This window comes from Amycolatopsis sp. NPDC049868, from assembly GCF_044461365.1.
Lineage (GTDB): Bacteria > Actinomycetota > Actinomycetes > Mycobacteriales > Pseudonocardiaceae > Amycolatopsis.
This window is the reverse complement of the sequence record NZ_JBITKV010000008.1, coordinates 298242-322274: the sequence shown is the minus strand read 5'-3', so window position 1 is coordinate 322274 and position 24033 is coordinate 298242. Positions and strand designations below refer to the sequence as shown.

Here is a 24033-nt window from a genome sequence, read left to right as displayed (position 1 = left end):
GCATGACCATCGCGCCCGAGCGAGTGGAAGAAACCATCGCGCGCCCTCTCACGACCGGACGCGCCCGGTTCGTCCTGATCCTCGGCGGCCTGTCCGCCTTCGGGCCCCTGTCCATCGACATGTACCTGCCCGCTCTGCCGCAGATGGCGGGGGAACTGCGCGCCGCGGACGCCACCGTCCAGCTCACGCTGAGCGCGTTCATCATCGGGCTCGCCCTCGGCCAGCTGATCCTCGGACCGCTGTCCGACGCGATCGGCCGCCGCAAACCACTCGTGGCCGGGCTCGCGCTCTACATGGTCGGCTCGATCCTGTGCGCCGTCGCCCCGACCGCCGAACTCCTCATCGCCGCCCGCGGGGTACAGGCCTTCGGCGCCGCGGCGGGCATCGTGATCGCCAGGGCGACCGTGCGGGACCTCTACTCCGGTACCGCGATGACGAAGTTCTTCTCGCTGCTCATGCTGGTCAACGGGCTCGCTCCGATCCTGGCGCCGATCATCGGCGGCCAGATCCTGAACTGGACGTCGTGGCGCGGCGTGTTCGTCTGCCTGACCGTGTTCGGCGCGCTCCTGCTCGCCGTTGTCTTCTTCCTGCTGCCGGAACCCCTGCCCGAGGAGCGCCGCACGCCCGCGCGGTTCGGCTCGGTGCTGCGGAAGTACGCGAGCCTGTTCGGCGACCGCGGCTTCCTCGGCTACGCGCTGGCCTCCGGGCTCATGTTCGGCAGCCTGTTCGCCTACATCTCCGGCTCGTCCTTCGCGCTGCAGGGCGTCTACGGGCTCAGCCCGCAGGCATACAGCCTGGTGTTCGGGCTCAACGGCATCGGCATCGTGGCCGTCGGGCAGCTGAACGGGCGCATCGTCGGACGGTTCCCGGAGCGGACGCTGCTGACCGTCGGCCTGGTCATCGCGGCGGTGGCCGGCTTCGGCGTGCTGGCCGCGACGGTGCTGGACCTCGGGCTGGTCGGGTTGCTGATCCCGCTGTTCATCCTGGTGTCGAGCATCGGCATGGTGGCGCCGAACGCGAGTTCGCTGGCGCTCGCCGAGCAGGCGCGATCCGCCGGTTCGGCGTCGGCGCTGCTGGGTGTGCTGCAGTTCGTCGTCGGCGGGCTGGCGACGCCGCTGGTCGGGCTGGGCGGTCCGGGCACCGCGGTCCCGATGGGGATCGTGATGGCGGGCTTCGGTGTGCTCGCGCTGCTGGCCTTCGGGACCATGACGCGGCCTTCGCGGGCCTTGGTCGCCCAGGCGGCCTGACTCGCCTTCAAACGCTAGGAAAGGACCGTTCCTTGCAAATTTTGCAAGGAACGGTCCTTTCCTAGCATCCGAAGGGGTCACACGAGGGAGTTGAGGTCAGCAGTCCTCAACTGCTCCGCGGTCACCGCCGCGCGTCCCTCGACCAGGGCCTTCAAGGCGTCTCCGTCATCCCACTGGTTGACGTTCATCGCGGCGGCCACCTGCCCGTCCCGTAGCCAGAACGCGGTGAAGTCCCGCGCCGCGAGATCGCCCCGCACCACGAGCTCGTCGGTGTCGGGATCGGCGAGACCGCGGTACTCGCACCCGAGGTCGTACTGGTCCGAGAAGAAGTACGGGCTCCGCAGGTACGGCTCGTTCTCCCCCAGCAGGTTCCCGGCGACGTGCTCGCCCTGCCATTTCGCGTTCGACCAGTGCTCGACGCGCACGCGTTTCCCGTAGCGGGGGTGGAAATGCGCGGCGATGTCGCCGATCGCGTAGACGTCGGGCGCCGCCGTGCGCAGGCCGGCGTCGGCGCAGACACCACCGTCGTCGGACAGTTCCAGCCCGGCGGCGTGCGCGAGGTCGACCCGCGGGGCGGCGCCGACGGCCACCAGCACGACATCGGCGGGAAGCTCGTCACCACTCTGAAGGCGGACACCGGTCACCCCGTCGGCGCCACCGGTGAATCCCGCGACACCTTCACCCAGGCGCCAGTTCACCCCGTGCTGGGTGTGGAGATCCTTGAAGACGCCGGACACCTGCTCGCCCAGTACCGCGAGCAACGGCGAGCCGATCTGGTCGACCACGGTCACCTCGGCGCCGTGTTCCCTGGCGGCCGCCGCGGCCTCGGTTCCGATCCAGCCCGCGCCGACGATCACCACCCGCCGCGCGTCCTTGAGCGCCGAGCGGAGGGCGAGCGCGTCGTCGAGGGTGCGCAGGGTTCGCAGTCCCGGCAGATCCCCGCCGGGCACCGGCAACGAGCGCGGCCGGGAGCCGGTCGCGAGCACGAGCCGGTCGAAGCGGTGTTCCCCGCCGGCGTCGTCGTGCACGAGCCGCGCGCCGAGCTCGATCTTGGTCGCGGTCACACCACTCTGGAACGCGACGTCCTTCTCACCGTAGAAACCTTCGCCGTGCACCCAATCGGGTTCGTCGGTCTTGCCCATCAGAAGCCCCTTGGACAAGGGCGGTAGTTCGTACGGGCGATGCGTGTCGGTGCCGAGGAGCACGATTTCGCCCTCGTAACCGCGTTCCCGCAGTGTCCCGGCGGCCGTCGCCCCGGCGAGACCGGCGCCGACGATGACGATCTTCCTGGGTTCGGACATCCATGACCTCCCAAGCAGTCCCTCCCCGGACGCTACTCCCGTTCTTCCCCGTCCGGCCTAGCGAAAGCGGAAGTCGATCACGAAACGCGGTATCGGTTAACCCATCAGTAGGAATGTGGGGTAACCGGCGTCACGCCCCCGAGAGCGCCTCGTCCCAGCCACGGACGAGAAAGGGAGATCATGGGATACGGGAGGATGAGGACGTTGGCACCCCGGGACGAATGGTCGGTCGGCTGCCGGGATCTCGCGGGCAGGCGCAGGGACGTGACGGTGTTCGTGAGCAGCGACAAGATCGTGCTCGTCGCCCCGCCAGGGGAGGCCGCCGTACTCGGGCCGCTGGACGTGGGGCGCCTGCGCGCCGCGCTCCGCGACGCCGTGGTCGCGGTGGCCGAACATCCGGACCACAGTGAGTGACAACTACCGTTCCTACTTCTGAGTAGGTAGAGTCGGCCCCGTTCGGAAGGAGCCGGCCATGACCACCTACTTCGTGACGGGCGCGACGGGTTTTCTGGGCAAACGCCTGGTCGCGCGCCTACTACGGCGACCGGAGACCGTAGCCGTCCATGTTCTCGTGAGGGAGACCTCACGCGGGAAGCTCCCGAGCCACGAGAAGCTCGTTCCCGTCACCGGCGATCTGACCGAACCCTCGCTGGGCATCGATCCCGCCCGCGTGGGCCCCCTCGACCACGTCGTGCATCTCGGCGCGATCTACGACCTCACCGCGGACGAAGCGGCGAACCGCGCGGCCAACGTCGACGGCACCCGCAATGTCCTGGAGTTCGCCGCCGCCGCGAACGCCGGGCTCTTCCACCATGTCTCGTCGATCGCGGTCGCCGGGCAGTACTCCGGGCGCTTCACCGAGGCCGACTTCGACCTCGGCCAGAGTTTCGCGTCGCCGTACCACGCGACGAAGTTCGAGGCGGAGAAGCTCGTGCGACGGCACGGGAAAACACCGTTCCGCGTGTACCGGCCGTCCGCCGTGGCCGGCGATTCGCGCACCGGTGAGATGGACAAGATCGACGGCCCGTACTACTTCCTCCCCGCGATCTCGCGGCTCGCCGCGCTGCCCCGCCGTCTCCCGCTGGCCGCCCCGGATCTCGGCGCCACGAACCTCGTGCCGGTCGACTACGTCGTCGAGGCGATGGAACACCTCATGCACGCCGACGCGCCCAGTGGCAGCACGTACCACCTCGCGTCGCCCCGGCCGCAGCCGCTGCACGAGGTCTACAACGCCTTCGCGCGGGCCGCGGGCGGACCGAAGATCTCCGCCGTCCTGCCCGCTCGTCCGTCCGGAGCGCTCAAACGCGCCGGCACCCGGCTGGCGAAATCCGCGGCCGCCGGATTCGACCGGGTTCCCGGCGGGCGGTCCGCCCGCGCGGCGGTACTCGCGGAACTCGGCATCCCGCTCGAGGTCCTGCCGCATCTGAGCATGGAGGTCGACTTCGACACGAGCGCGACCACGGCCGCGCTCGAAGGCAGCGGGATCACCTTGCCCCCGTTGAAGGAGTACGCCGGCCCGCTCTACCGGTACTGGCTGGCGCACCTGGATCCCGATCGCGGCCGCCGCCGTCCGGGGCCGGAACCGCTGGACGGCCGCAAGGTCCTCATCACCGGCGCGTCCTCGGGGATCGGGCGCGCGTCCGCGCTGGCCGTCGCCGCGAAGGGCGGCGAAGTGATCCTCGTGGCCAGGCGAGCCGACGAACTCGAAGAGGTCCGCGAGCAGATCGTCGCGGCGGGTGGCAAGGCGTCGGCGTATCCGTGCGACCTCACCGACGGCGGCGCCGTCGACGCTCTGGTCAAGGACGTGCTCGCCGCGCACGGCGCCGTCGACATGCTGGTCAACAACGCGGGCCGCTCGATCCGGCGGTCGCTTTCGCTGTCCACCGAACGGTTCCACGACTTCGAGCGCACGATGGCGATCAACTACTTCGGACCCGTGCGGCTGACGCTGGGCCTGCTGCCGTCGATGACCGCGCGCGGCTTCGGTCACGTCGTCAACGTGACCACCCAAGGACTGCAGACCGACACCCCGCGGTTTTCCGCTTACCTGGCCTCGAAGGCCGCGTTGGAGGAGTTCGGGCTGACCGCCGGACGGGAAACGCTTTCCGACGGCGTCACCTTCACCTCGGTCCGGATGCCGCTGGTGCGCACCGACATGATCGCCCCGACCGGCTCCTATCGCGGCATGCCGTCGAGCTCCCCCGAACGCGCCGCCGCGCTCGTGGTGAAGGCACTGGAGAAACGACCGGAGATCCTGAACCTGCCCGAAGGGACGGCCGCCGAACTGGTGACACTCGTCGCACCCCGGACGGCACGGTTCTTCGCCCACCTCGTCTATCGCGCGATGCCCGAGTCCGCGCCGGAATCCCGTGGCCTGCCCCGGAAGGCTCCGCTCGCCTCGGTGGCGGGCGCGGTCACCCGGCTGGTCTGGCGCCGCCGTCCCTGACGTCCCGCCGCCGGGGCTCGATCGGGGGACGCCCCCGGCCGCTACCATCGGTTTCCGATACGCCGTGGGGTCGGCGGGCACGGGCCGAGGCAGGACGACCGGGAAGGGGCAGTGTGGACGTCGCCAGTCCCCCGCTGTCGACCGGACCGGACACGGCAGGGGTGTCAACGGTACGTCCGTCCAGGACAGTGCTGCGGCTTTCCCTGCACGCGGCCTGGGTGCTCGCGCTCGCCGTCGCCACCGAACTCCGGGTGGGACGCTTCGGTTTCCACCCGTCGGACCAGGGTTTCATCCTCGCCCAGGCATGGCGGGTGCGGCACGGAGAGGTCCCGCATTCGGACATCATCTCCGCGCGGCCGCTGGGTTCGGCGTACCTGCACATCGTCGACTTCATGGTGCCGGGGCCGCTGTTCTTCGTCTCCAGCGTGCTCAGCATGCTGGAGATCATCCTGGCGACCATCGCGTTCGCGGTCCTGGTCACCCGCCGCCGCGTCCGTGACTGGGGGCCGGGGCTCACCGGGCTGACGGCGGCCGCGTCGCTGCTGAACCTCAACGCGTTCCCGCTGATGGCGTGGCACACGATCGACGGGATCTTCCTGACCGCGTGCGGCGCCTGGGCGCTGGATTCGGGGCTGCGCAACGGCAAGGCGTGGCCACGACGGCTCGGCCTGGTGCTGCTGGGCACCTCGGTGTTCGTCAAGCAGAGTTTCGCGCCGGTGCCGCTGATCGCGCTGTGCTGGCTGCTGCTGCACCCGTCGCTGCGCGAGGGAGCGTTCCGCACCGGCCGCTGGTGGGGGCGGCTGGCCTGGGATCTACTGGCGCTGGGCGCTTTTCTGGTCTTCTACGTCGGAATCGTCACCCTCGACGGCGGGCTCGGCGCGATGGCCGAACAGCTCACCGGCGGTCTGCCCGCGTACGGCGAACGGCTTCTCGGCCTGTGGCTGGAAGATCCCGCGTCGCTGCTGCGACCACCGGTGCGGGGCTTGACCTTCTTCATGATCGCCGGAGTGTTCCTGGCCCTGCTCGGGATCTTCCGCGACCGCGCCGGTTTCGCCGGGGCGATCCTCGCCCGGCTGCTGCTCCTGGCGGGTGTGGCGGTGGTGGTCGGCACCGTCGTCGACGGGCATTTCACCGGCGCGTCGCGCTGGGCGGACGTCCTCTGGTGGATCCTCGGTGTCGCGCTGCTGGTCAACTGGGTCGCGACGCGGCGGCTCCCGAGAATGGGCGCGCTGGTCTTCGCGACCGGCTTCATGACCAGCCTGTCGTGGGGGAACGACACCCCGACGTTGTTCACCGGAACACTGGCGCTGACGGCGATCCTGCTGCTTTCGGACGCGCTGCCGCCGTTACCGGAATCGCCTCGCCGGATCGGGCTGGCGGGCGCCACGGCGATGGGCCTGGTCGCGGTGCTGGCATCGGGCTGGGCCGTGATCGCACATCACGACGAAGCCGCGTACCTGGACATGGCGCACGAGAAGCTCACAGGCGATCTCGGCACGGTGACGCCGTCGATGCGCGGTATCCGGACGAACCCCGGCACCTTCACCTACGTCTCCCAGATCCAGGACTGCGTCACGCGCTTCCCCGCCGGGCGCACGGCCGTCCTGCCCGACAACCCGTTCTCCTATCCCGCCTTCGGCCTGCGCAACCCGTTCCCGCTGGAATGGCCGCTGCCGCTGGAGATCGTCGCCGACGCCCCGGAACGCATGCTCGCGACGGCCGACGGGCTCAACCGCGACGGCGACTACCTGGTGCTGTTCCAGACCGTGAGCATGCCCGCGCTGGCCAAGGGCGGTCCGGTGCCCGCACAGGTCGCGGCGGACGCCCCGATCTTCGACTACCTCGGGCTGGAGAACGCGCTGCGGTCGCGGCTCACCGGGCAGACCGTCACCTGCGGCAGTTTCATCGGCAAGTGGGCGCCCCGCCCCTGACGCGTGGGGTCAGTCGACGCCGGCGTCCTCGGGGCGACCGGAAGCGAGACCGGCGAGGACGTCCAAAGCGGCCCCGAGCGTTTCGAGCGGCGGCGACGAGACGGCGAGCCGCACCGCATTCGGGGCGTGACCGGGGACGACGGCGAACGCGGCGGCCGGGGTGACCGCGATCCCGCGTCGCGCGGCCGCGGCGACGAAGGTCTCGGCGCGCCAGTGTTCGGGGAGTTCCCACCAGCAGTGGTACGCCCGCGGATCGGCGCGCAAGGTGAACCCGGCCAGCCGCTCCGCCGTCATCCGCTGGCGTTCCGCGGCGTCGAGGCGTTTCGCCCGTTCGACGGTTTCCAGTGTGCCGCCGGTAATCCAGCGGGTGGCGGCTTCGACGGCGAGCCGGGGCGCGACCCAGCCGCCCGAACGCACGGCCGCGGCCAGCCGTTCCGTCCATTCCGGCGGGACCGCGAGGAATCCGGTGGTGAGGCCGGGGGCGAGCCGTTTGGACATGCTGTCGGTGAACACCGTGCGTTCCGGCGCGTACGCCGCGAACGGACGGACCTCGGGCCGGAGGAAGGTGTAGATCCCGTCCTCGATCACCGGGATGTCCATCCGGCGCACGGTTTCCGCCAGCTCGGCACGGCGCGCTTCGTCCATTGTGGACCCGAGTGGGTTGTGCAGCGTCGGCTGGACGTACAGTGCGCGAACGGACGCGGCTTCGAGCGCCCCGGGAATGAGCCCCCGGTCGTCGGTCTCGATGGGCACCAGCTGGACGCCGAGCCGCCCGGCGAGTGCCTTGACCACGGGGTAGGTGATGGCTTCGACGGCGAGCCGTTCCCCCATCGGCACGAAGGCGGCGATGGCGGCCGCGATGGCCTGGCGCCCGCTTCCGGCGAAGAGGATCTCCGGCTGCCAGCCCTCCTTCGCGATCAGCCCGGCGACGGCGTCACGCGACTGCTTCGAGCCCGAGACGCTTCCCGGCCGCAGCGCCGCCGTCAGGACGTCGTCACGCAGTAACGGCTCCAGTGCCTTCGCGACCAGCGCCGACTGTTCCGGGAGGACGGCGAAGTTGAGTTCGAGGTCGACCGTCGCACCACCCGGTTCGGCGAGCGCGGTCTCCAGCGGCGGCCGCCCGGCGCGGACGAACGTGCCCCGGCCGACCTCGCCGACCACGACACCCCTCCGGACGAGTTCGCCGTAGACCCTCGCGGCCGTCGAGTTCGCGATCCCGCGTTCCCTGGCGAAGCGCCGTTGCGGGGGCAGCCGGTCGCCAGGACGCAGCCTGCCGGCCTCGACGTCGGCGGAGATCTCGTCCGCGACTATCCGGTAGTCCTCCATGCCGTTCCTTCGATCGCACCGAGACCGCTCGCGGGATTGCACTGGGGATGATGCCATCGACGAGCGTCGTGAGCCGACTGCGACCTACGGAACACCACAACGGCGGGCTCCTAGGTTAGCCTAACCTGCGTGGAGACCGTGGAAACCCTCACCGAGCAGAGCACGACGTCCCGCCTGCACGCGGACGCGCTGACGCTCGCCTACGACGGCAGGACGGTGGCCGAAAACCTCGGGGTGGTCATCCCCGACCGGTCGTTCACCGTCATCGTCGGGCCGAACGCCTGTGGCAAGACGACCCTCCTGCGCGCGCTCGCGCGGATGCTCAAACCGCGCCGGGGTTCGGTGTTCCTCGACGGCCAGGTGATCAGCTCCTTCCCGGCCAAGGAGGTCGCCCGGCGGCTCGGCCTGCTGCCGCAGAGCTCGATCGCGCCCGACGGCATCACCGTCGCGGACCTCGTCGCGCGCGGCCGGTACCCGCATCAGCGCCTGCTGCGCCAGTGGTCCCGTGAGGACGCCACCGTGGTCGCGGAGTCCATGCGCGCCACCGGGGTCGACGACCTCGCCGAGCGGCTGGTCGACGAACTGTCGGGTGGTCAGCGGCAGCGCGTGTGGATGGCGATGGCCCTCGCGCAGGAGACCGATCTCCTGCTGCTCGACGAGCCGACGACCTATCTGGACATCGCGCACCAGATGGACATCCTCGACCTGTGCGCGGAACTGCACCAGGAGCAGGGCCGGACGCTGGTCGCGGTGCTGCACGACCTCAACCACGCCGCCCGCTACGCGACGCACATGATCGCGATGCGTGGCGGAGAGGTCCTCGCGACCGGCGCGCCCGAAGAGGTCGTGACCGCCGCGAACGTCGAGAAGATCTTCGAGCTGCCCTGCCGGGTCATGCCGTGCCCCGAAACCGGTACCCCGCTGGTGATCCCGAAAGCCGGACGCCGCGCCGCCTGATCGCGTCGGAGTAGGTTGGCGGCGGAGGTGCCATGTCACAGCAACTGTGGTCCGAAGTGGACGACTATCTGTCCGGGGTGCTAGTCCCGTCCGATCCCGCCCTCGAAGGCGCACGGAAGGCGTCGGACGAGGCCGGTCTGCCGTCGATCGCCGTCGCGCCGAATCAGGGCAAACTGCTCAACCTGATGGCGAGGATGATCGGCGCCCGGTCCATCCTGGAGATCGGCACGCTCGGCGGGTACAGCACGATCTGGCTCGCCCGCGCCCTGCCGCCGCAGGGCAGGCTCGTCACCCTCGAATACGACCCGAAGCACGCCGAGGTCGCGCGCGGGAACATCGAAGCGGCCGGGCTCGGCGGGCTGGTCGACGTCCGGGTCGGCAAGGCGCTGGACCTGCTGCCGTCGGTCGAGGGCCCGATCGATCTGGCGTTCATCGACGCCGACAAGGCCAACAACCCGGCCTACTTCGAGGCGTCGCTGAAGCTCGTCCGGCCCGGTGGGGTGATCGTGGTCGACAACGTCGTCCGCGGTGGCGCGGTGACCGACGCCGCCAGCGAAGACCCGAACATCCAAGGGATCAGGCGGCTGCACGAGATGATCGCCGCCGAACCCCGTGTCGACGCGACGGCGATCCAGACGGTCGGCAGCAAGGGCTACGACGGGCTGACCGTCGTGCTCGTGAAGCCCTGACGGACATCGCTTAGCCGAGGAAACTCGACCTTCACACCTTCCCCAGTACATGAAGGCCCCCATCCTTGCGCCTAGGTACAGGAAGGGGGCCATCATGTACAACCCGGCTCGTGAGTGGCGTTTCAGGCTAGAGCCAAGGGTGTCTTAGGTACCTACTGGATTTTGGGTGCGGCTGATCGCGGGCCAAGTCCGTGAAGGCCTCCTTGCCTCGGCTCAGCCGAGGAAACTCGACCTTCACACCATGCCCAGTACATGAAGGCCCCCATCCTTGCGCCTAAGTACAGGAAGGGGGCCATCATGTACAGACTTGTGACATTTCAGCTAGAACGACCCACAACACTCACGACCGCCTTCAGGACCGATGCCTCACCGCGGCGCCGTCGTGGCGGGCCGCGGGCCGGAGCCGTCCGGCCACCGCACGGGCTGTCCCTTGTGGACACCGTTCATGAAGCGCTGCCACATATCCGCCGGGAGTGTCCTGCCGGTCAGTTTCTCCCCGGCGGCGTCCCGCATCCGGCGCGGCTCGTCGGAGCCGACCCAGACCGCGGCCGCGAGCTGCGGCGTGTACCCGACCGCCCAGCCGCCGGCGTTGTCGTCCGTCTCGTTGAACTGGAAGTCGCCGGTCTTCAGCGCCGCCGGACGATCCTTCAGGCCGGTGGCCAGCACCTGGCTCATCGTGCCCGCGATCCGGCGGCTCAGCGCCTCGTCACCCTGGAACGCGGGCGTCTTGTCCGACGGCCGTTCCCACACGACTTCGCCGTTCTCGTCCCGGATCTTCGACACCAGATGCGGGGTGGCGCGCATGCCGTCGGCGGCGAAGGTCGCGTAGGCACCGGCCATGTCGCTGGGGCGTAAGGGATACCGGCCGACCGCGATCCCCGGCCCGATCAGGAACCCGTCCTTCTCGCGCAGGGTCACCGCGCCGTCGACGGACTCGGGGATCCCGGCCGCGCGGGCGCCGTCGCGGACCGTTTCGGCGCCGAGCTTCTTCGCCAGGTCGACGAACGGGCCCGGAGCGCCCCGCCCCATCGCCTCGCGCAGCGTGCACTTCCCGGTTTCGCCGCACTGGTCCTGGAATTCGAAGGTCTCTCCGAGGAAGTCGACCGACGCGGGCGCCTTCAGCGGCTCGTCCACGTTCACCCCCCGTTCGAGGCCCGCGGCGAGGATGAACGGCTGGAACGTCGAGCCGGTGCCGTACGGGGTACCCGCGTAGTCGTGCACGCTCCAGCCACCGCCGTTGTAGGCGCGGATGGCGCCCGTCCCGGGTTCGACGGCGACCAGCGACGCGCGGAAGTGCTCCGGCTGTCCCCGCAAACGCTCCTTGACCGCCTTCTCGGCTTCGGCCTGGGCACGCGGATCGATGGTCGTCTCGACCTTCATCGCGCCGCCGCGGAGCCGGTCGAGCGGGTAGCCGACCTGTTCGAGTTCGGCGAGGACCTGCTGCTTGATGTGGTACTGCTCGTAGGTGACGCGACCGGCGCGGGTCTCCGACGGCGCCTGGATCGCGTCCTCCGGGTAGGTCATGGCGGCCGCTTCGGCCTGACCGACGTAACCGCGGGCGACCAGTTTGTTCACCACGTAGGACCAGCGCTTCATCGCGTGCTCGTGGCTGGAGGCGTACGGGTCGTGCACCGAAGGCGACTGGATCATGCCCGCGAGGAAGGCCGCCTCGCTCCAGGTCATCGAGTCGTCGAGTTTGCGGCCGAAGTAGGCGTTCATCGCCGAGGCCGGACCGTAGGTGCCGCGGCCGAACGAGATGATGTTGACGTAGCTGGAGAAGATCTCCTTCTTGGTCTGCTGCTGGGTGATCTTCGTGGCGAGCACGAGTTCGGAGAATTTCCGGGTGAGGGTGGCGTCCTCGTTGCCGGTGGACTTCTTGATGTACTGCTGGGTGATCCCCGAGCCGCCGCCGACGCCGGTCACCAGCGCGCGGCCGAGTCCGGTGAGGTCGAAACCTTCGTTGTCCCAGAAGGTCGGGTCCTCGGTCGCGACGATCGCGTCGCGCAGTTTCGCGGGGACGGCGTCGTAGGGCACGAACAGCCGGTCGCCGCCGGGCGGGACCACCTTGAGCAGTTCGGAACCGTCGGCGTTCTGCAGGATGACGGTCTTGTCGAGGTCGGCGAGGACCTCTTGCGGGCTGCGGACGTCGAGCAGGACGTACGCGAGCCCGAACGCGACGACCGGGATGCCGATCAGCAGGCCGAGCGTCCAGGCCGCGATCCGCCGCCACCTGCGCTTCTTCCGTTTCGGCTCGGGAGTGGCCGTGGTCTCCGACTCGGGTGCGTCTGCCTCATCCGGGTTCTCCACGCCAGGTTAGACGCCCGAACGAGTGAAAAGGTTGTGGGAAAATCACCGAATCGTGTCCCGGCCCCGCTCCACTCCCGGTTAATGACTTGCAGAATTCTTCATTTGATAATGTGACCAGGTGCCCGTCCCCCTGTACCAGGCCAAAGCGGAGTTCTTCCGCATGCTCGGCCACCCGGTCCGGATCCGTGTGCTGGAACTGCTCGCCGAAGGCCCGAAGGCCGTCCGCGAACTGCTCGCCGAAATCGAGGTCGAGGCCTCCAACCTCTCGCAGCAGCTGGCCGTCCTGCGCCGGTCGGGAATCGTCACCTCGACCCGCGAGGGCTCGACGGTGGTGTACGCGCTCGCCGGCGGGGACGTCGTCGAATTGCTGCGCGCGGCCCGGCGGATCCTCACCGAGCTGCTGACCGACCAGAACGCCCTGCTGGCCCAACTACGCGAGGCCGAGTAACCCCATGTCAGGACCGAAGCTTTCGAACCTGCGCTCGCTCCTGCCCGGACGTGAAGACCTGCGGACGCTCAAGCGCTCTCCCCGGCGCGACCTCACGGCGGGCCTGACCGTCGCGATCGTCGCCCTGCCGCTGGCGCTGGGCTTCGGCATCTCGTCCGGCCTCGGAGCCGAAGCCGGGCTGGTCACCGCGATCGTCGCCGGCGCGCTGGCCGCGATCTTCGGCGGCTCCAACCTCCAGGTGTCCGGGCCGACCGGGGCGATGACCGTGGTGCTGGTGCCGATCATGGCCACGCACGGAGCGGGCGGCGTGCTGACGGTGGGCCTGCTCGCCGGGGTACTGCTGCTCCTGCTCGCGGTCGCCCGCGCAGGCCGGTACATGCGCTATGTGCCGACGCCGGTGGTCGAAGGCTTCACGCTGGGCATCGCCGGAGTGATCGCGTTGCAGCAGGTCCCCGCCGCGCTCGGCGTCGCCACCCCGGAAGGCGAGAAGGTGGCCGTCGTCGCGGCGAAGGCGGTGGCCGATTTCGCCGGGCATCCGGCCTGGCCGTCGATCGCGATCGCCGCCGGGGTCGCCGCCATGATGCTCCTCGGCGCGAGGTGGCGGCCGTCGATCCCGTTCTCGCTGGTCGCGGTGGCCGTCGCGACCCTCGTGAGCCACTTCGCGCAGCTGCCGGTCGCTCGTATCGGCGCCCTGCCCAACGGCCTTCCCGCGCCCTCGCTGGACTTCCTGGATCTGTCGACCTTGGGCGCGCTGGCCCCCTCCGCCGTCGCGGTCGCGGCGCTGGCCGCGTTGGAAAGCCTCCTTTCGGCCACGGTCGCCGACGCGATGAGCGTCAACGAACGCCACGACCCGGACCGGGAACTCTTCGGGCAGGGCCTCGCGAATCTCGTCACCCCGCTGTTCGGCGGCGTACCGGCCACCGCGGCGATCGCCAGGACCGCGGTCAACGTCCGCGCCGGGGCGAAGTCCCGGCTGGCCTCGTTCACCCACGCGGTGGTGCTGGCGGTGATCGTCTTCGCGGCGGCGCCGCTCGTGGCCACGATCCCGATCGCGGCGCTCGCCGGCGTGCTGCTGGCCACCGCCGTCCGCATGGTCGAGGCGGGCTCGGTCCGCGCGCTCCTGCGGTCCACCCGGCGTGACGCGCTGGTCCTCGTGCTCACCGCGGCCGCGACCCTGATCCTGGACCTGGTCACCGCGGTCATCCTCGGCCTCGTCGTGGCGGGCGCGCTGGCACTGCGGGCGATCGCGAAGGCGGCCAAGATCGAGGAGGTCGCGCTCGACCACGCCGATCACGCGGCCGAGGAACGGGCGCTCCTGGACGAGCACATCGTCGCGTTCCGGCTCGACGGACCGCTGGTCTTCGCCGCGGCGCACCAGTTCCTGCTGGAACTGTCCGAGGTGGCCGACGTGCGGGTGGTCATCCTCCGGATGTCACGGGTGTCGGCCATCGATGCCACCGGCGCCCTCGTCCTGCGCGACGCCATCGAACGCCTCGAACATCGCGGGATCACGGTCCTGGTGTCGGGTATCAGACCCGGCCACGAGAAGGTGCTCGACGAACTCGGCGTCGCGGACCGGCTCCGCGCGGAGGGCCGGGTGTTCCCGGATACGCCGCACGCCATCGATTTCGCGCACGCGCTGCTGACCTCAAGCGAGGAACGCGCGAAGCAGTGAAGCGGTCCCTTCGATGTGTTCCGCCATCGCCCGGCGGGCCGCCTCGGAGTCCCCGGCGAGGATCGCGTCGACGATGGCCTCGTGCTGGGCGTTGGAATGCTCCAGGTTCGGTTCGAGCAGCGGGATCATGTCGAGCAGCTGGTTGACCCGCATCCGCGCGTCGGCCATCGCCGTGGTCAGCGAGCCGGACGCGGTGACCTCGGCGATCGCCAGGTGCAGCCGCGAATCCTTGCGCCGGTAGTCGCCGAGGTCGGCCGCCGCGGCTTCGGCGAGCGTGCTGGTCAGATGCTGCCGGTCGGCCGGGCTGAGCGAACGCGAGGCCGCCATCTCGGCGGCGCCGGTCTCCAGGACGTGCCGCAGGCCGAGCGCGTCCTCCAGCGTGGCGTTGTCGACCTTCCGGCCGTCGGCGGCGGGCGGGTCGGGCAGGACGTCGTTGACGAACGTGCCGCCGTACCGCCCGCGCCGCGACTCGACGTAGCCCGCGTCGGACAACGCGCGGATGGCCTCGCGCAGGGTCACCCGGCTGACCCCGAGCCGCTCGGCGAGCTCACGTTCCGAGGGCAGCCGCTCTCCCGCGCCCACCACGCCCAGCCGGATCGCCTGGAGCAGCCTTTCGACGGTCTCCTCGAAGGCGTTGCCCGCGCGCACCGGGCGGAACAGCGCGTCACCCGCGTTCGCGACCGTGCTCGACTCCACCCTTCGAGTTTAGGCGGCCCGCAATTCGTCTCAGCATTCGATGACGTTGACGGCGAGGCCGCCGCGCGCGGTCTCCTTGTACTTGACGCTCATGTCGGCGCCGGTCTCGCGCATCGTCTTGATCGCCTTGTCCAGCGTCACGACGTGCGAACCGTCGCCGCGCATCGCCATCCGCGCCGCGTGGATCGCCTTCGACGCGCCGACGGCGTTGCGTTCGATGCACGGGATCTGCACCAGCCCGCCGACCGGGTCGCAGGTCAGCCCGAGGTGGTGCTCGACGCCGATCTCTGCGGCGTTCTCCACCTGCGCGGGTGAACCGCCGAGGACCTCGGTGAGCCCGGCGGCGGCCATGGCGCTGGCCGAACCGACCTCGCCCTGGCAGCCGACCTCGGCGCCCGAGATCGAGCCCGTCTGCTTGAGGATCGAGCCGATCGCGCCCGCGGTGAGCATGAACGTCACGATGCCGTCGTCCGACGAGCCCCGGATGAACCGCTGGTAGTAGTGCAGGACCGCCGGGATGATCCCCGCCGCGCCGTTGGTCGGCGCGGTGACGACGCGGCCGCCCGCGGCGTTCTCCTCGTTGACCGCCAGCGCGTACAGGCTCACCCAGTCCATCGCGTACAGCGGGTCGCCGACGCCGTCCTCGGCGAGCAGCTTCTCGTGCAACGCCTTCGCGCGCCGAGGCACTTTCAGGCCGCCCGGCAGGACACCCTCGTGCTCGCAACCGTTGCGCACGCATTCCGCCATGACCTGCCAGATCTCCAGCAGCCCTTCGCGGATCTCCTCGCGTGTGCGCCACGCGAGTTCGTTGCGCAGCATGATCTCGCTGATGGACAGCCCGGTGTCCTCGCAGTGCTTCAGCAGATCCGCGCCGGTGCGGAACGGGAACTCCAGTTTCGTCGAGTCCTCGACGACGACGGTGTCGGTCTCGTAGGACTCGTCGCGGACGAAGCCACCGCCGACGGAGTAGTAGGTGCGCTCGCGCAGCACCTTCCCGTCGGCGTCGAACGCGCGGAAGATCATCCCGTTCGGATGCGCGGGCAACGACTTCCGCCGGTGCATGGTCAGGTCGGTGTCCTCGACGAACACGATCTCGTGCTCGCCGCGCACCCGGAGCCTGCCCGATTCGCGGATCTCCGCGATCTTGCCGGGCACCGTGCCGGTGTCGATCTCCTCCGGACGCTCCCCGGACAGCCCGAGCAGCACGGCCTTGTCGCTGCCGTGCCCGAACCCGGTCGCGCCGAGCGAGCCGAAAAGCTCGCTCTGGACGCGGGTCGTGGCGGCGAGGTCACCGTCCGCCGCCAGACCGTCCACAAAGGTCAGTGCGGCGCGCATCGGGCCCACCGTATGGGAGCTGGAGGGGCCGATGCCGATCGAAAACAGGTCGAAGACGCTGATCGCCATTGATCTGCCCTCCTTCCTATCTGGCCAGCAGTGAGCTGGCTTCTTGGGCCGCGGGCCCTTCGGCGGCGAGATGGGCCAGGTTCTCCGACAGCGCTTCGCCGCGGTGGGCCTTCGTCTGGGCGAAAAGGCGACCGGCCCGATACGACGAGCGTACGAGCGGCCCGGCCATCACACCAGCGAAACCCATCGCTTCGGCGGCCTTCGAATGCTCGACGAACTCTTCCGGCTTGACCCAGCGGTCCACGGGGTGGTGCCTGGGTGAGGGCCGCAGGTACTGGGTGATCGTGAGGATCTCGCAGCCCGCGTCGACCAGATCCTTCATCGCGGGCGCGACCTCTTCCGGGGTCTCGCCCATGCCGAGGATCAGGTTCGACTTCGTCACCAGACCGGCCTCACGGGCCTTCGTGATGACTTCCAGCGACCGCGCGTACCGGAAACCGGGGCGGATGCGCTTGAAGATCCGCGGCACCGTCTCCACATTGTGCGCGAGCACCTCCGGCCGCGAACCGAACACCTCGGCCAGCTGCTCCGGATCCGCGTTGAAGTCCGGGATCAGCAGCTCGACACCCGTGCCGGGGTTCAGCGCGTGGATCTGACGCACGGTTTCGGCGTACAGCCACGCGCCACCGTCCTCCAGATCGTCGCGCGCGACGCCGGTGACCGTCGAATAGCGCAAGCCCATCGCCTGGACGCTTTCGGCGACCTTGCGCGGCTCGGTCCGGTCCAGCGCCGCCGGCTTACCCGTATCGATCTGGCAGAAGTCACACCGCCGGGTGCACTGGTCACCACCGATCAGGAACGTCGCCTCACGGTCTTCCCAGCACTCATAGATATTGGGACAACCGGCCTCCTCACACACGGTGTGGAGGCCTTCACGCTTGACCAGTCCCTTGAGCTCCGTGAACTCCGGGCCCATACGCGCACGGGTCTTGATCCACGGCGGCTTCTTCTCGATCGGCGTCTGCGCGTTGCGGACTTCGAGCCGGAGAAGTTTGCGCCCCTCGGGGAGCGCGCTCATCGGCCGAGGTCCGCGTACAGCGGGTGCTTCTTGGCCAGCAGCTCGACCCGGGCGGACAGCGACTGGCGCAGGTCTTCGTCGAAGTCCGGGCGCAGCGCCTCGGCGATGATGTCGGCCACCTCGGCGAAGTCCTCGGCTCCGAAGCCGCGGGTCGCCAGCGCCGGGGTGCCGATCCGCAGGCCGGAGGTGACCATCGGCGGACGCGGGTCGAACGGGACGGCGTTGCGGTTGACCGTGATACCGACCGAGTGCAGCCGGTCCTCGGCCTGCTGACCGTCCAAAGTGGAGTTGACCAGATCGACGAGCACCAGGTGCACGTCGGTGCCGCCGGTCAGCACGCGGACGCCCGCCTCGCTGCAGTCCGTGCGCGAAAGACGGTCGGCCAGGATCTTCGCGCCTTCGAGCACACGCTGCTGACGCTCGCGGAACTCCTCGCTCGCGGCGATCTTGAGCGCGACTGCCTTGGCGGCGATGACGTGCTCCAGCGGACCACCCTGCTGGCCGGGGAACACCGCCGAGTTGATCTTCTTGGCGAGTTCCTGGCGGGACAGGATGATGCCGCCGCGCGGACCACCGAGGGTCTTGTGCGTGGTCGTGGTGACGATGTCGGCGTAGGGCACCGGGCTCGGGTGCAGCCCGGCCGCGACCAGACCGGCGAAGTGCGCCATGTCGACCATGACCTTCGCGCCGACCTCGTCGGCGATGCGGCGGAACTCGGCGAAGTCGAGCTGACGCGGGTACGCCGACCAGCCGGCGATGATCAGCTTCGGCTTGTGCTCCTTGGCGAGGCGCTCGATCTCCTCGATGTCGACGATCCCGGTCTCTTTGTCGACGTGGTAGGCGACGACGTTGTAGAGCTTGCCCGAGAAGTTGATCTTCATCCCGTGGGTCAGGTGCCCGCCGTGCGCGAGGTCGAGACCGAGGATGGTGTCGCCGGGGTTGAGCACCGCGACCATGGCGGCGGCGTTGGCCTGCGCGCCCGAGTGCGGCTGGACGTTGGCGTGCTCGGCGCCGAAGAGGGCCTTCGCGCGGTCGATCGCCAGCTGCTCGATGACGTCGACGTGCTCGCAACCGCCGTAGTAGCGGCGGCCGGGGTAGCCCTCGGCGTACTTGTTGGTCAGCACCGAACCCTGCGCCTCGAGCACGCCCACCGGGGCGAAGTTCTCCGAGGCGATCATCTCCAGGGTCGACTGCTGCCGGTCGAGTTCGGCCGCGACGGCGGTGGCGACCTCCGGGTCCACTTCGGACAGGGCAGCGTTGAACATTCAGTTCTCCTGGGTCAAGACGGCGTACGCCTGGGCGTCGAGCAGGGCGGGCACGTCGCCGGACAGACGCACCTTCAGGAGCCATCCTTCGGCGTACGGGTCCGAGTTGATGAGCTCGGGGGTGTCCGTTGTGGCCTCGTTCACCTCGACGACCTCGCCGTCCACAGGTGCGTACAGCTCGCTGACCGATTTGGTCGACTCGACCTCGCCGAACACCTCGCCCGCGGTGACGGTGTCGCCGACCGAGGGAAGCTGGACGAACACGATGTCACCGAGCGACTCGGCGGCGAAGGCGGTGATGCCCACGGTGGCGACGCCGTCGGCGACGCTCAGCCACTCGTGTTCCTTCGTGTACTTCAGGTCCTGGGGGATGCTCATGATCAGAGGAGAGCCTTTCAGGCGCGGGAGTAGAAGGGCAGGGCGACGACCTCGACGGGCTCGATCCGGCCCCGGATGTCGACGGAAAGCTCGGTGCCGGGCTCGGAGTGCTCCCGGTCGACGTAGGCCATGGCGATCGGGTAACCCAGGGTCGGCGACAGGGCACCGCTGGTGACCTCGCCGATCTCGGTCTCGCCCGCCAGGACGGTGTAGCCGTGACGCGGGGCGCGGCGGCCGGAGCCCTTGAGCCCGACGCGGACCCGGGGAACGTCCTTCTTGGACAGCTCCTCGAGTGCGGCCTTGCCGACGAAGTCGTTCGGCTTCTCGAACTTGACCACGCGGCCGAGGCCTGCCTCGAACGGGCTCAGCTGGAGGCTGAGTTCGTTGCCGTACAACGGCATTCCGGCTTCGAGGCGCAGGGTGTCACGACAGGCGAGGCCCGCCGGGAGCAGGCCGTGCGGCTCGCCGGCTTCGGTGAGGATGCGCCAGACCGCGGGAGCCTCACCGGCCGGGACGTACAACTCGAAGCCGTCCTCGCCGGTGTAGCCGGTGCGGGCCAGCAGGACGTCGTGCCCCTTCACGACGGCCGGGACGCTCGCGTAGTACTTGAGCGCACCCAGATCCGCGTCGGTGACCGCGCCGAGGATCTCGACGGCCTTCGGGCCCTGGACGGCGATCAGCGCGACGTCCTCGGACTTGTTCTCGACGACCGCGTCGAAACCCGAGACCCGCTCGGCCAGCGCCTCCGCGACCACGGTGGCGTTGCCCGCGTTGGCCACGACCAGGAACTTCTCGTCGGCGAGGCGGTAGACGACCAGGTCGTCCAGCACGCCACCACTAGGGTCACAGATCATCGTGTAGCGCGCCCGGCCCGGTTTGACCCCGGACAGGTTGCCGACCAGCGCGAAGTCGAGGGTGTCGGCGGCCTGCGGGCCGGTCACCTCGATCTCGGCCATATGGGAGAGGTCGAACAGGCCCGCGGCCTCGCGGACCGCCTTGTGCTCCGCCAGTTCGCTGGAATAGCGGATCGGCATCGACCAGCCCGCGAAGTCGGTGAACAGCGCACCCAGTCCTTTGTGGACTCCGTGCAGGGACGTCTCTTTCGACATCAAGTGCCTCAGTTCTCGTAGGCGTTGAGCGGCGGGCAGGAGCAGACGAGGTTACGGTCCCCGTGCGCACCGTCGATGCGGCGCACCGGAGGCCAGTACTTGGACTTGCGGTTCACCCCGGCGGGGTACACCGCCAGTTCGCGGTCATACGGCAGGTCCCAGTCCCCGACGAGGGTTTCGGCGGTGTGCGGGGCGTTGCGCAGCGGGCTGTTGTCCGCGGCCCACTTGCCCTGCGCGACGGCGTCGATCTCCGCGCGGATGGCGATCATCGCCTCGATGAAGCGGTCGATCTCGCCGAGGTCCTCGGACTCGGTCGGCTCGACCATCAGCGTGCCCGCGACCGGGAACGACATGGTCGGGGCGTGGAAGCCGTAGTCGATCAGGCGCTTCGCGACGTCGTCGACGCTGACACCGGTCTCCTTGGTGAGCCCGCGCAGATCGAGGATGCACTCGTGCGCGACCAGGCCGTCCTGGCCGGTGTAGAGCACCGGGTAGTGCTGGTTGAGGCGCTTGGCCACGTAGTTCGCCGCGAGGACGGCGACCTGCGTCGCGGCGGTGAGCCCGCCCGCGCCCATCATGCGGACGTACGCCCACGAGATCGGCAGGATCGACGCCGAGCCGTACGGGGCGGCGCTGATCGGGCCAACACCGGTTTCGGGGCCGGCCTTCTCCAGCAGCGGGTGGTTCGGCAGGTACGGCGCGAGGTGCGCGCGGACCGCGACCGGGCCGACGCCGGGGCCGCCGCCACCGTGCGGGATGCAGAAGGTCTTGTGCAGGTTCAGGTGCGAGACGTCGCCGCCGAACTCACCCGGCTTCGCGAGCCCGAGCAGCGCGTTGAGGTTCGCGCCGTCGACGTAGACCTGGCCGCCCGCGTCGTGGACGATCTTGGCCAGCTCGTCGATGCCGTTCTCGTACACGCCGTGCGTGGACGGGTACGTGACCATGATCGCGGACAGCGTGTCGCGGTTGGCCTCGACCTTGGCGCGCAGGTCTTCGAGGTCGACGTTGCCCTCGGCGGTGCACTTGACCACGACGACGCGCATCCCGGCCATCACCGCGGAGGCGGCGTTCGTGCCGTGCGCCGACGACGGGATCAGGCAGACCTCACGCTCGGTCTGACCGTTGGCGCGGTGGTACGCGCGGATCGCGAGCAGACCGGCGAGCTCGCCCTGGCTGCCCGCGTTCGGCTGCAGCGACACCTTGTCGTAGCCGGTGACCTCGGCGAGCCAGCCCGACAGCTGCTCGACCAGCACGTGGTAGCCCTCGGCGTCCTCGACCGGGGCGAACGGGTGGATCCCCGCGAACTCGCGCCAGCTGATCGGCTCCATCTCGGTGGTGGCGTTGAGCTTCATCGTGCAGGAGCCCAGCGGGATCATGCCGCGGTCGAGCGCGTAGTCGAGGTCGGACAGGCTGCGCAGGTAGCGCAGCATCGCGGTCTCGGAGCGGTGCGAGTGGAAGACCTCGTGGGTGAGGTACTCGCTCTCGCGGCCGAGACCGCTGGGCAGCGCCTGGGCGCTTTCGGCCTTGTTCTCGACGCCGAACGCGTTGAGCACCTTGGCGATGATCGCGGGTGTGGTGACCTCGTCGACGGCGATGCGGACGTGGTCGGCGTCGACGAGGCCGAGGTTGATCCCGTTCTCCCGCGCGACCGCGACGACCGCTTCGGCCTGTCCGGCCATGCGGGCGAGGACGGTGTCGAAGAAGCCCTCGTGGACGACCTCGACGCCGCCCGCGCGCAGCGCTCCGGCCAGGCCGGCGGCGAGTTCGTGGACGCGGGCCGCGATGCGCTTGAGGCCGTCCGGACCGTGGTAGACCGCGTACATCGCGGCGAGCACGGCGGGCAGGACCTGCGCGGTACAGATGTTGGAGGTGGCCTTCTCGCGGCGGATGTGCTGCTCGCGGGTCTGCAGGGCGAGGCGGTACGCGGGGTTGCCGTCGGCGTCGACCGACACCCCGACGAGGCGGCCCGGGAGCGAGCGCTCAAGCCCGGCGCGGACGGCCATGTAGCCGGCGTGCGGGCCGCCGTATCCGAGCGGGACACCGAAACGCTGGGTCGAACCGGCGGCGATGTCGGCGCCGAACTCACCCGGCGCGGTGATCAGCGTGAGGGCGAGCAGGTCGGCGGCGACGGTGTACAGGGCACCGGCGGACTTCGCGGTCTCGGAGATGGCGGAGTAGAAGCCCGCGCCGCGCAGCACGCCGGAAGCGCCCGGGTACTGGACGACGACGCCGAAGAACTCCTCCGGCAGGCCGGTGAGCAGGTCGCGGACCTCGACCTCGACGCCCATGGCCTCGGCGCGGGTGCGCACGACGGCGATGGTCTGCGGCAGGCACTCGGCGTCGAGGACGACCTTGTTCGACTTCGCCTTCGACGCGCGGCGCATCAGCATGACGGCCTCGGCGACCGCGGTGGACTCGTCGAGCAGGGAGGCGTTCGCGGTGGCGAGACCGGCCAGCTCGGAGACCATGGTCTGGAAGTTGAGGAGGGCTTCGAGACGGCCCTGCGAGATCTCCGGCTGATAGGGCGTGTACGCCGTGTACCAGGCCGGGTTCTCCAGCACGTTGCGGCGGATGACCGCCGGGGTGACCGTGTCGTGGAAGCCGAGGCCGATCATCTGCGTCATCGGCTTGTTGAGCGCGGCGAGCGCGCGAAGCTCGGCGATGGCGTCCTCTTCGGACGCGGCGGGGGGAAGCTCGAGGTCACGGGTGACGCGGATCGCGGACGGCACCGCGGCCTGTACCAGGGCATCGAGACTGCCGAAGCCGACCTCGGCGAGCATCTTGGCCTGCTCGGACTCCGAGGGGCCGATGTGCCGGTCGTCGAAGGACGTACTGGTCAAGGGAGCTCCTTCAATCAGGCACCGGATAGACCGGTGCGCTGGGAACTCCCCCTCTGTCATGGCACCTGAGAGTTTCACCACCGATGAGGGTGGCTTTCACCTTGGGTGAGGCGCACTTGCGCGCCTGCTTTCCAGAGTGGCCTCGCGTGAAGCGGTAGTGGGTACCTGAGAGATTCCGGGGAGTTTGCTCCTTCGGTGCCCCACCACGTTCGTGGGGGCTCTCCCGCTCCAGCTCGACGGCCCTGTCTGTAGTTGTGCGCACACCGTACCTGGCCTGTTCAGCGCGCGTCTACTCACCGCCGGACACGTCACTTGCGTGTTTGGAGCCGTGACTCGCGTGCTTGGAGGCGAGACTCGTGAGTTCCGCCTCCAAGCACGCGAGTCACGGCCCTGAGCACGCGAGTTACGCGTTCTCCATCATCATCTCGGCGGTGATCGTGCCGCAGAGCTCGGCGCAGCGCATCATCATGTCGGCCGCGTCGGCGAGTTCGGCGTCGCCGGTCTTGGCGCACTCCTCGGCGCACATGCGCATCATCTGGGAGGCGAGCCCGCACATCTTCGCGCACATGCGCATCATTTCGAGGTCGGCGACCATCGCGGAGCAGCGCATCATCATGTCGGCGCACATGCGGGACATGTCCGCGCAGGTCACCATCATCATCCCGAGCTTCGCGCCGCCCATCTCCATGCAGCGCGTCATCATCTCCTCGCACCGGACGTGACACTCGTTGCACAGGTCGATGCAGTCACGCATGGCGGTGCTCATCTGCCGGGTCATCCTGGGGCCTCCCGCGCTTCTCGGATCGCGGAACCGTCCGGCTCCGCGATCCCAGAACTACAGCGCAGGTCAGCGGGTCGCCATCCCAGCCACCGGGACGAGTGACTGCCGAGACCTCCGCGCGTGAAGGCCCCCTTCCCTCGGCTGAGCCGAGGGAAGGGGGCCGTCACGCGCTGTTGCGAGCCCCGCGGCGCGCCCGTGGCGGACGAAATGCGGGG

At 69.6% G+C, this 24033-nt stretch carries 19 protein-coding genes and 1 riboswitch; of the genes, 8 read left to right on the top strand and 11 right to left on the bottom strand.

Features of this window, described 5'->3' with window-relative positions:
• The first annotated feature begins 2 nt into the window (after positions 1–2).
• Positions 3–1247 (top strand): Bcr/CflA family multidrug efflux MFS transporter, encoded by a 1245-nt coding sequence (locus ACIBTM_RS30555; RefSeq protein ID WP_395880600.1) that lies wholly within the window; start codon positions 3–5, stop codon positions 1245–1247.
• Positions 1248–1324: 77 nt separating this feature from the next.
• Here ACIBTM_RS30555 and ACIBTM_RS30550 read toward each other — a convergent pair whose 3' ends face one another.
• Entirely contained in the window at positions 1325–2548 is a 1224-nt protein-coding gene (locus ACIBTM_RS30550) for an NAD(P)/FAD-dependent oxidoreductase (protein WP_395880599.1), read from the bottom strand.
• Positions 2549–2743: 195 nt separating this feature from the next.
• Here ACIBTM_RS30550 and ACIBTM_RS30545 point away from each other — a divergent pair, with 195 nt between their 5' ends.
• From ACIBTM_RS30545 to ACIBTM_RS30535, 3 genes are all read left to right on the top strand, one after another.
• Positions 2744–2962: a hypothetical protein gene (locus tag ACIBTM_RS30545; protein ID WP_039922712.1), complete on the top strand. Its 219-nt coding sequence runs from the start codon at positions 2744–2746 to the stop codon at positions 2960–2962.
• Between the two features lie 58 nt (positions 2963–3020).
• A complete protein-coding gene (locus ACIBTM_RS30540; protein WP_395880598.1) occupies positions 3021–4994 on the top strand; it encodes an SDR family oxidoreductase in 1974 nt (657 codons plus the stop codon).
• A 113-nt stretch (positions 4995–5107) separates the two neighbouring features.
• Entirely contained in the window at positions 5108–6925 is a 1818-nt protein-coding gene (locus ACIBTM_RS30535; RefSeq protein WP_395880597.1) for a hypothetical protein, read from the top strand.
• Between the two features lie 9 nt (positions 6926–6934).
• Here the strand turns inward: ACIBTM_RS30535 and ACIBTM_RS30530 are convergent, their stop codons facing one another.
• Positions 6935–8251: a PLP-dependent aminotransferase family protein gene (locus ACIBTM_RS30530; protein ID WP_395880596.1), complete on the bottom strand. Its 1317-nt coding sequence runs from the start codon at positions 8249–8251 to the stop codon at positions 6935–6937.
• 129 nt (positions 8252–8380) lie between these two features.
• Here ACIBTM_RS30530 and ACIBTM_RS30525 point away from each other — a divergent pair, with 129 nt between their 5' ends.
• Positions 8381–9208, top strand: coding sequence for an ABC transporter ATP-binding protein (locus tag ACIBTM_RS30525; protein WP_395880595.1), 828 nt, complete (start codon positions 8381–8383; stop codon positions 9206–9208).
• Positions 9209–9240: 32 nt separating this feature from the next.
• On the top strand, positions 9241–9897 hold the full coding sequence (locus tag ACIBTM_RS30520) for an O-methyltransferase (RefSeq protein ID WP_395880594.1): 657 nt from the start codon (positions 9241–9243) through the stop codon (positions 9895–9897).
• 366 nt (positions 9898–10263) lie between these two features.
• On the opposite strand, the gene ACIBTM_RS30515 is transcribed toward ACIBTM_RS30520, so the two are convergent.
• A complete protein-coding gene (locus ACIBTM_RS30515; RefSeq protein WP_395880593.1) occupies positions 10264–12204 on the bottom strand; it encodes a transglycosylase domain-containing protein in 1941 nt (646 codons plus the stop codon).
• Positions 12205–12322: 118 nt separating this feature from the next.
• On the opposite strand from ACIBTM_RS30515, the gene ACIBTM_RS30510 reads away from it, so the two are divergent.
• Positions 12323–12652, top strand: coding sequence for an ArsR/SmtB family transcription factor (locus ACIBTM_RS30510; RefSeq protein WP_395880592.1), 330 nt, complete (start codon positions 12323–12325; stop codon positions 12650–12652).
• Positions 12653–12656: 4 nt separating this feature from the next.
• A complete protein-coding gene (locus ACIBTM_RS30505; protein WP_395880591.1) occupies positions 12657–14327 on the top strand; it encodes a SulP family inorganic anion transporter in 1671 nt (556 codons plus the stop codon).
• On the opposite strand, the gene ACIBTM_RS30500 is transcribed toward ACIBTM_RS30505, so the two are convergent.
• The 8 genes from ACIBTM_RS30500 to ACIBTM_RS30465 all read right to left on the bottom strand — a co-directional run bounded on the left by ACIBTM_RS30500 (position 14301) and on the right by ACIBTM_RS30465 (position 23815).
• Positions 14301–15023, bottom strand: a complete 723-nt coding sequence (locus tag ACIBTM_RS30500) for a FadR/GntR family transcriptional regulator (protein WP_395880590.1) — start codon at positions 15021–15023, stop codon at positions 14301–14303. The genes ACIBTM_RS30505 and ACIBTM_RS30500 overlap by 27 nt on opposite strands.
• Positions 15024–15053: 30 nt before the next feature.
• Positions 15054–16427, bottom strand: coding sequence for an L-serine ammonia-lyase (locus ACIBTM_RS30495; protein ID WP_395880589.1), 1374 nt, complete (start codon positions 16425–16427; stop codon positions 15054–15056).
• Positions 16428–16443: 16 nt separating this feature from the next.
• Positions 16444–17445 (bottom strand): lipoyl synthase, encoded by a 1002-nt coding sequence (gene lipA, locus ACIBTM_RS30490; protein ID WP_395880588.1) that lies wholly within the window; start codon positions 17443–17445, stop codon positions 16444–16446.
• On the bottom strand, positions 17442–18710 hold the full coding sequence (gene glyA, locus ACIBTM_RS30485; protein WP_395880587.1) for a serine hydroxymethyltransferase: 1269 nt from the start codon (positions 18708–18710) through the stop codon (positions 17442–17444). Before glyA ends, lipA begins: the two co-directional genes overlap by 4 nt.
• Complete coding sequence (gene gcvH / locus ACIBTM_RS30480; RefSeq protein WP_125673314.1) at positions 18711–19088, bottom strand: glycine cleavage system protein GcvH; 378 nt, start codon at positions 19086–19088, stop codon at positions 18711–18713. It lies immediately after the preceding gene.
• Positions 19089–19105: 17 nt separating this feature from the next.
• Positions 19106–20197, bottom strand: coding sequence for a glycine cleavage system aminomethyltransferase GcvT (gene gcvT, locus ACIBTM_RS30475; protein ID WP_395880586.1), 1092 nt, complete (start codon positions 20195–20197; stop codon positions 19106–19108).
• Positions 20198–20205: 8 nt separating this feature from the next.
• Complete coding sequence (gcvP, locus tag ACIBTM_RS30470) at positions 20206–23037, bottom strand: aminomethyl-transferring glycine dehydrogenase (RefSeq protein ID WP_395880585.1); 2832 nt, start codon at positions 23035–23037, stop codon at positions 20206–20208.
• A 43-nt stretch (positions 23038–23080) separates the two neighbouring features.
• A riboswitch (glycine riboswitch) is annotated at positions 23081–23182 on the bottom strand.
• A 258-nt stretch (positions 23183–23440) separates the two neighbouring features.
• A complete protein-coding gene (locus ACIBTM_RS30465) occupies positions 23441–23815 on the bottom strand; it encodes a hypothetical protein (protein ID WP_395880584.1) in 375 nt (124 codons plus the stop codon).
• Positions 23816–24033: the final 218 nt, after the last annotated feature.

Bases quoted from the DNA above. Each gene is read 5' to 3' on its own strand.
- ACIBTM_RS30530 (WP_395880596.1), bottom strand. From the start codon at position 8,251: ATGGAGGACTACCGGATAGTCGCGGACGAGATCTCCGCCGACGTCGAG.
- ACIBTM_RS30465 (WP_395880584.1), bottom strand. From the start codon at position 23,815: ATGACCCGGCAGATGAGCACCGCCATGCGTGACTGCATCGACCTGTGC.
- gcvT (WP_395880586.1), bottom strand. From the start codon at position 20,197: ATGTCGAAAGAGACGTCCCTGCACGGAGTCCACAAAGGACTGGGTGCG.
- ACIBTM_RS30505 (WP_395880591.1), top strand. From the start codon at position 12,657: ATGTCAGGACCGAAGCTTTCGAACCTGCGCTCGCTCCTGCCCGGACGT.
- ACIBTM_RS30555 (WP_395880600.1), top strand. From the start codon at position 3: ATGACCATCGCGCCCGAGCGAGTGGAAGAAACCATCGCGCGCCCTCTC.
- ACIBTM_RS30550 (WP_395880599.1), bottom strand. From the start codon at position 2,548: ATGTCCGAACCCAGGAAGATCGTCATCGTCGGCGCCGGTCTCGCCGGG.
- ACIBTM_RS30540 (WP_395880598.1), top strand. From the start codon at position 3,021: ATGACCACCTACTTCGTGACGGGCGCGACGGGTTTTCTGGGCAAACGC.
- ACIBTM_RS30520 (WP_395880594.1), top strand. From the start codon at position 9,241: ATGTCACAGCAACTGTGGTCCGAAGTGGACGACTATCTGTCCGGGGTG.
- ACIBTM_RS30545 (WP_039922712.1), top strand. From the start codon at position 2,744: ATGAGGACGTTGGCACCCCGGGACGAATGGTCGGTCGGCTGCCGGGAT.
- lipA (WP_395880588.1), bottom strand. From the start codon at position 17,445: ATGAGCGCGCTCCCCGAGGGGCGCAAACTTCTCCGGCTCGAAGTCCGC.
- glyA (WP_395880587.1), bottom strand. From the start codon at position 18,710: ATGTTCAACGCTGCCCTGTCCGAAGTGGACCCGGAGGTCGCCACCGCC.
- gcvH (WP_125673314.1), bottom strand. From the start codon at position 19,088: ATGAGCATCCCCCAGGACCTGAAGTACACGAAGGAACACGAGTGGCTG.
- ACIBTM_RS30495 (WP_395880589.1), bottom strand. From the start codon at position 16,427: ATGGCGATCAGCGTCTTCGACCTGTTTTCGATCGGCATCGGCCCCTCC.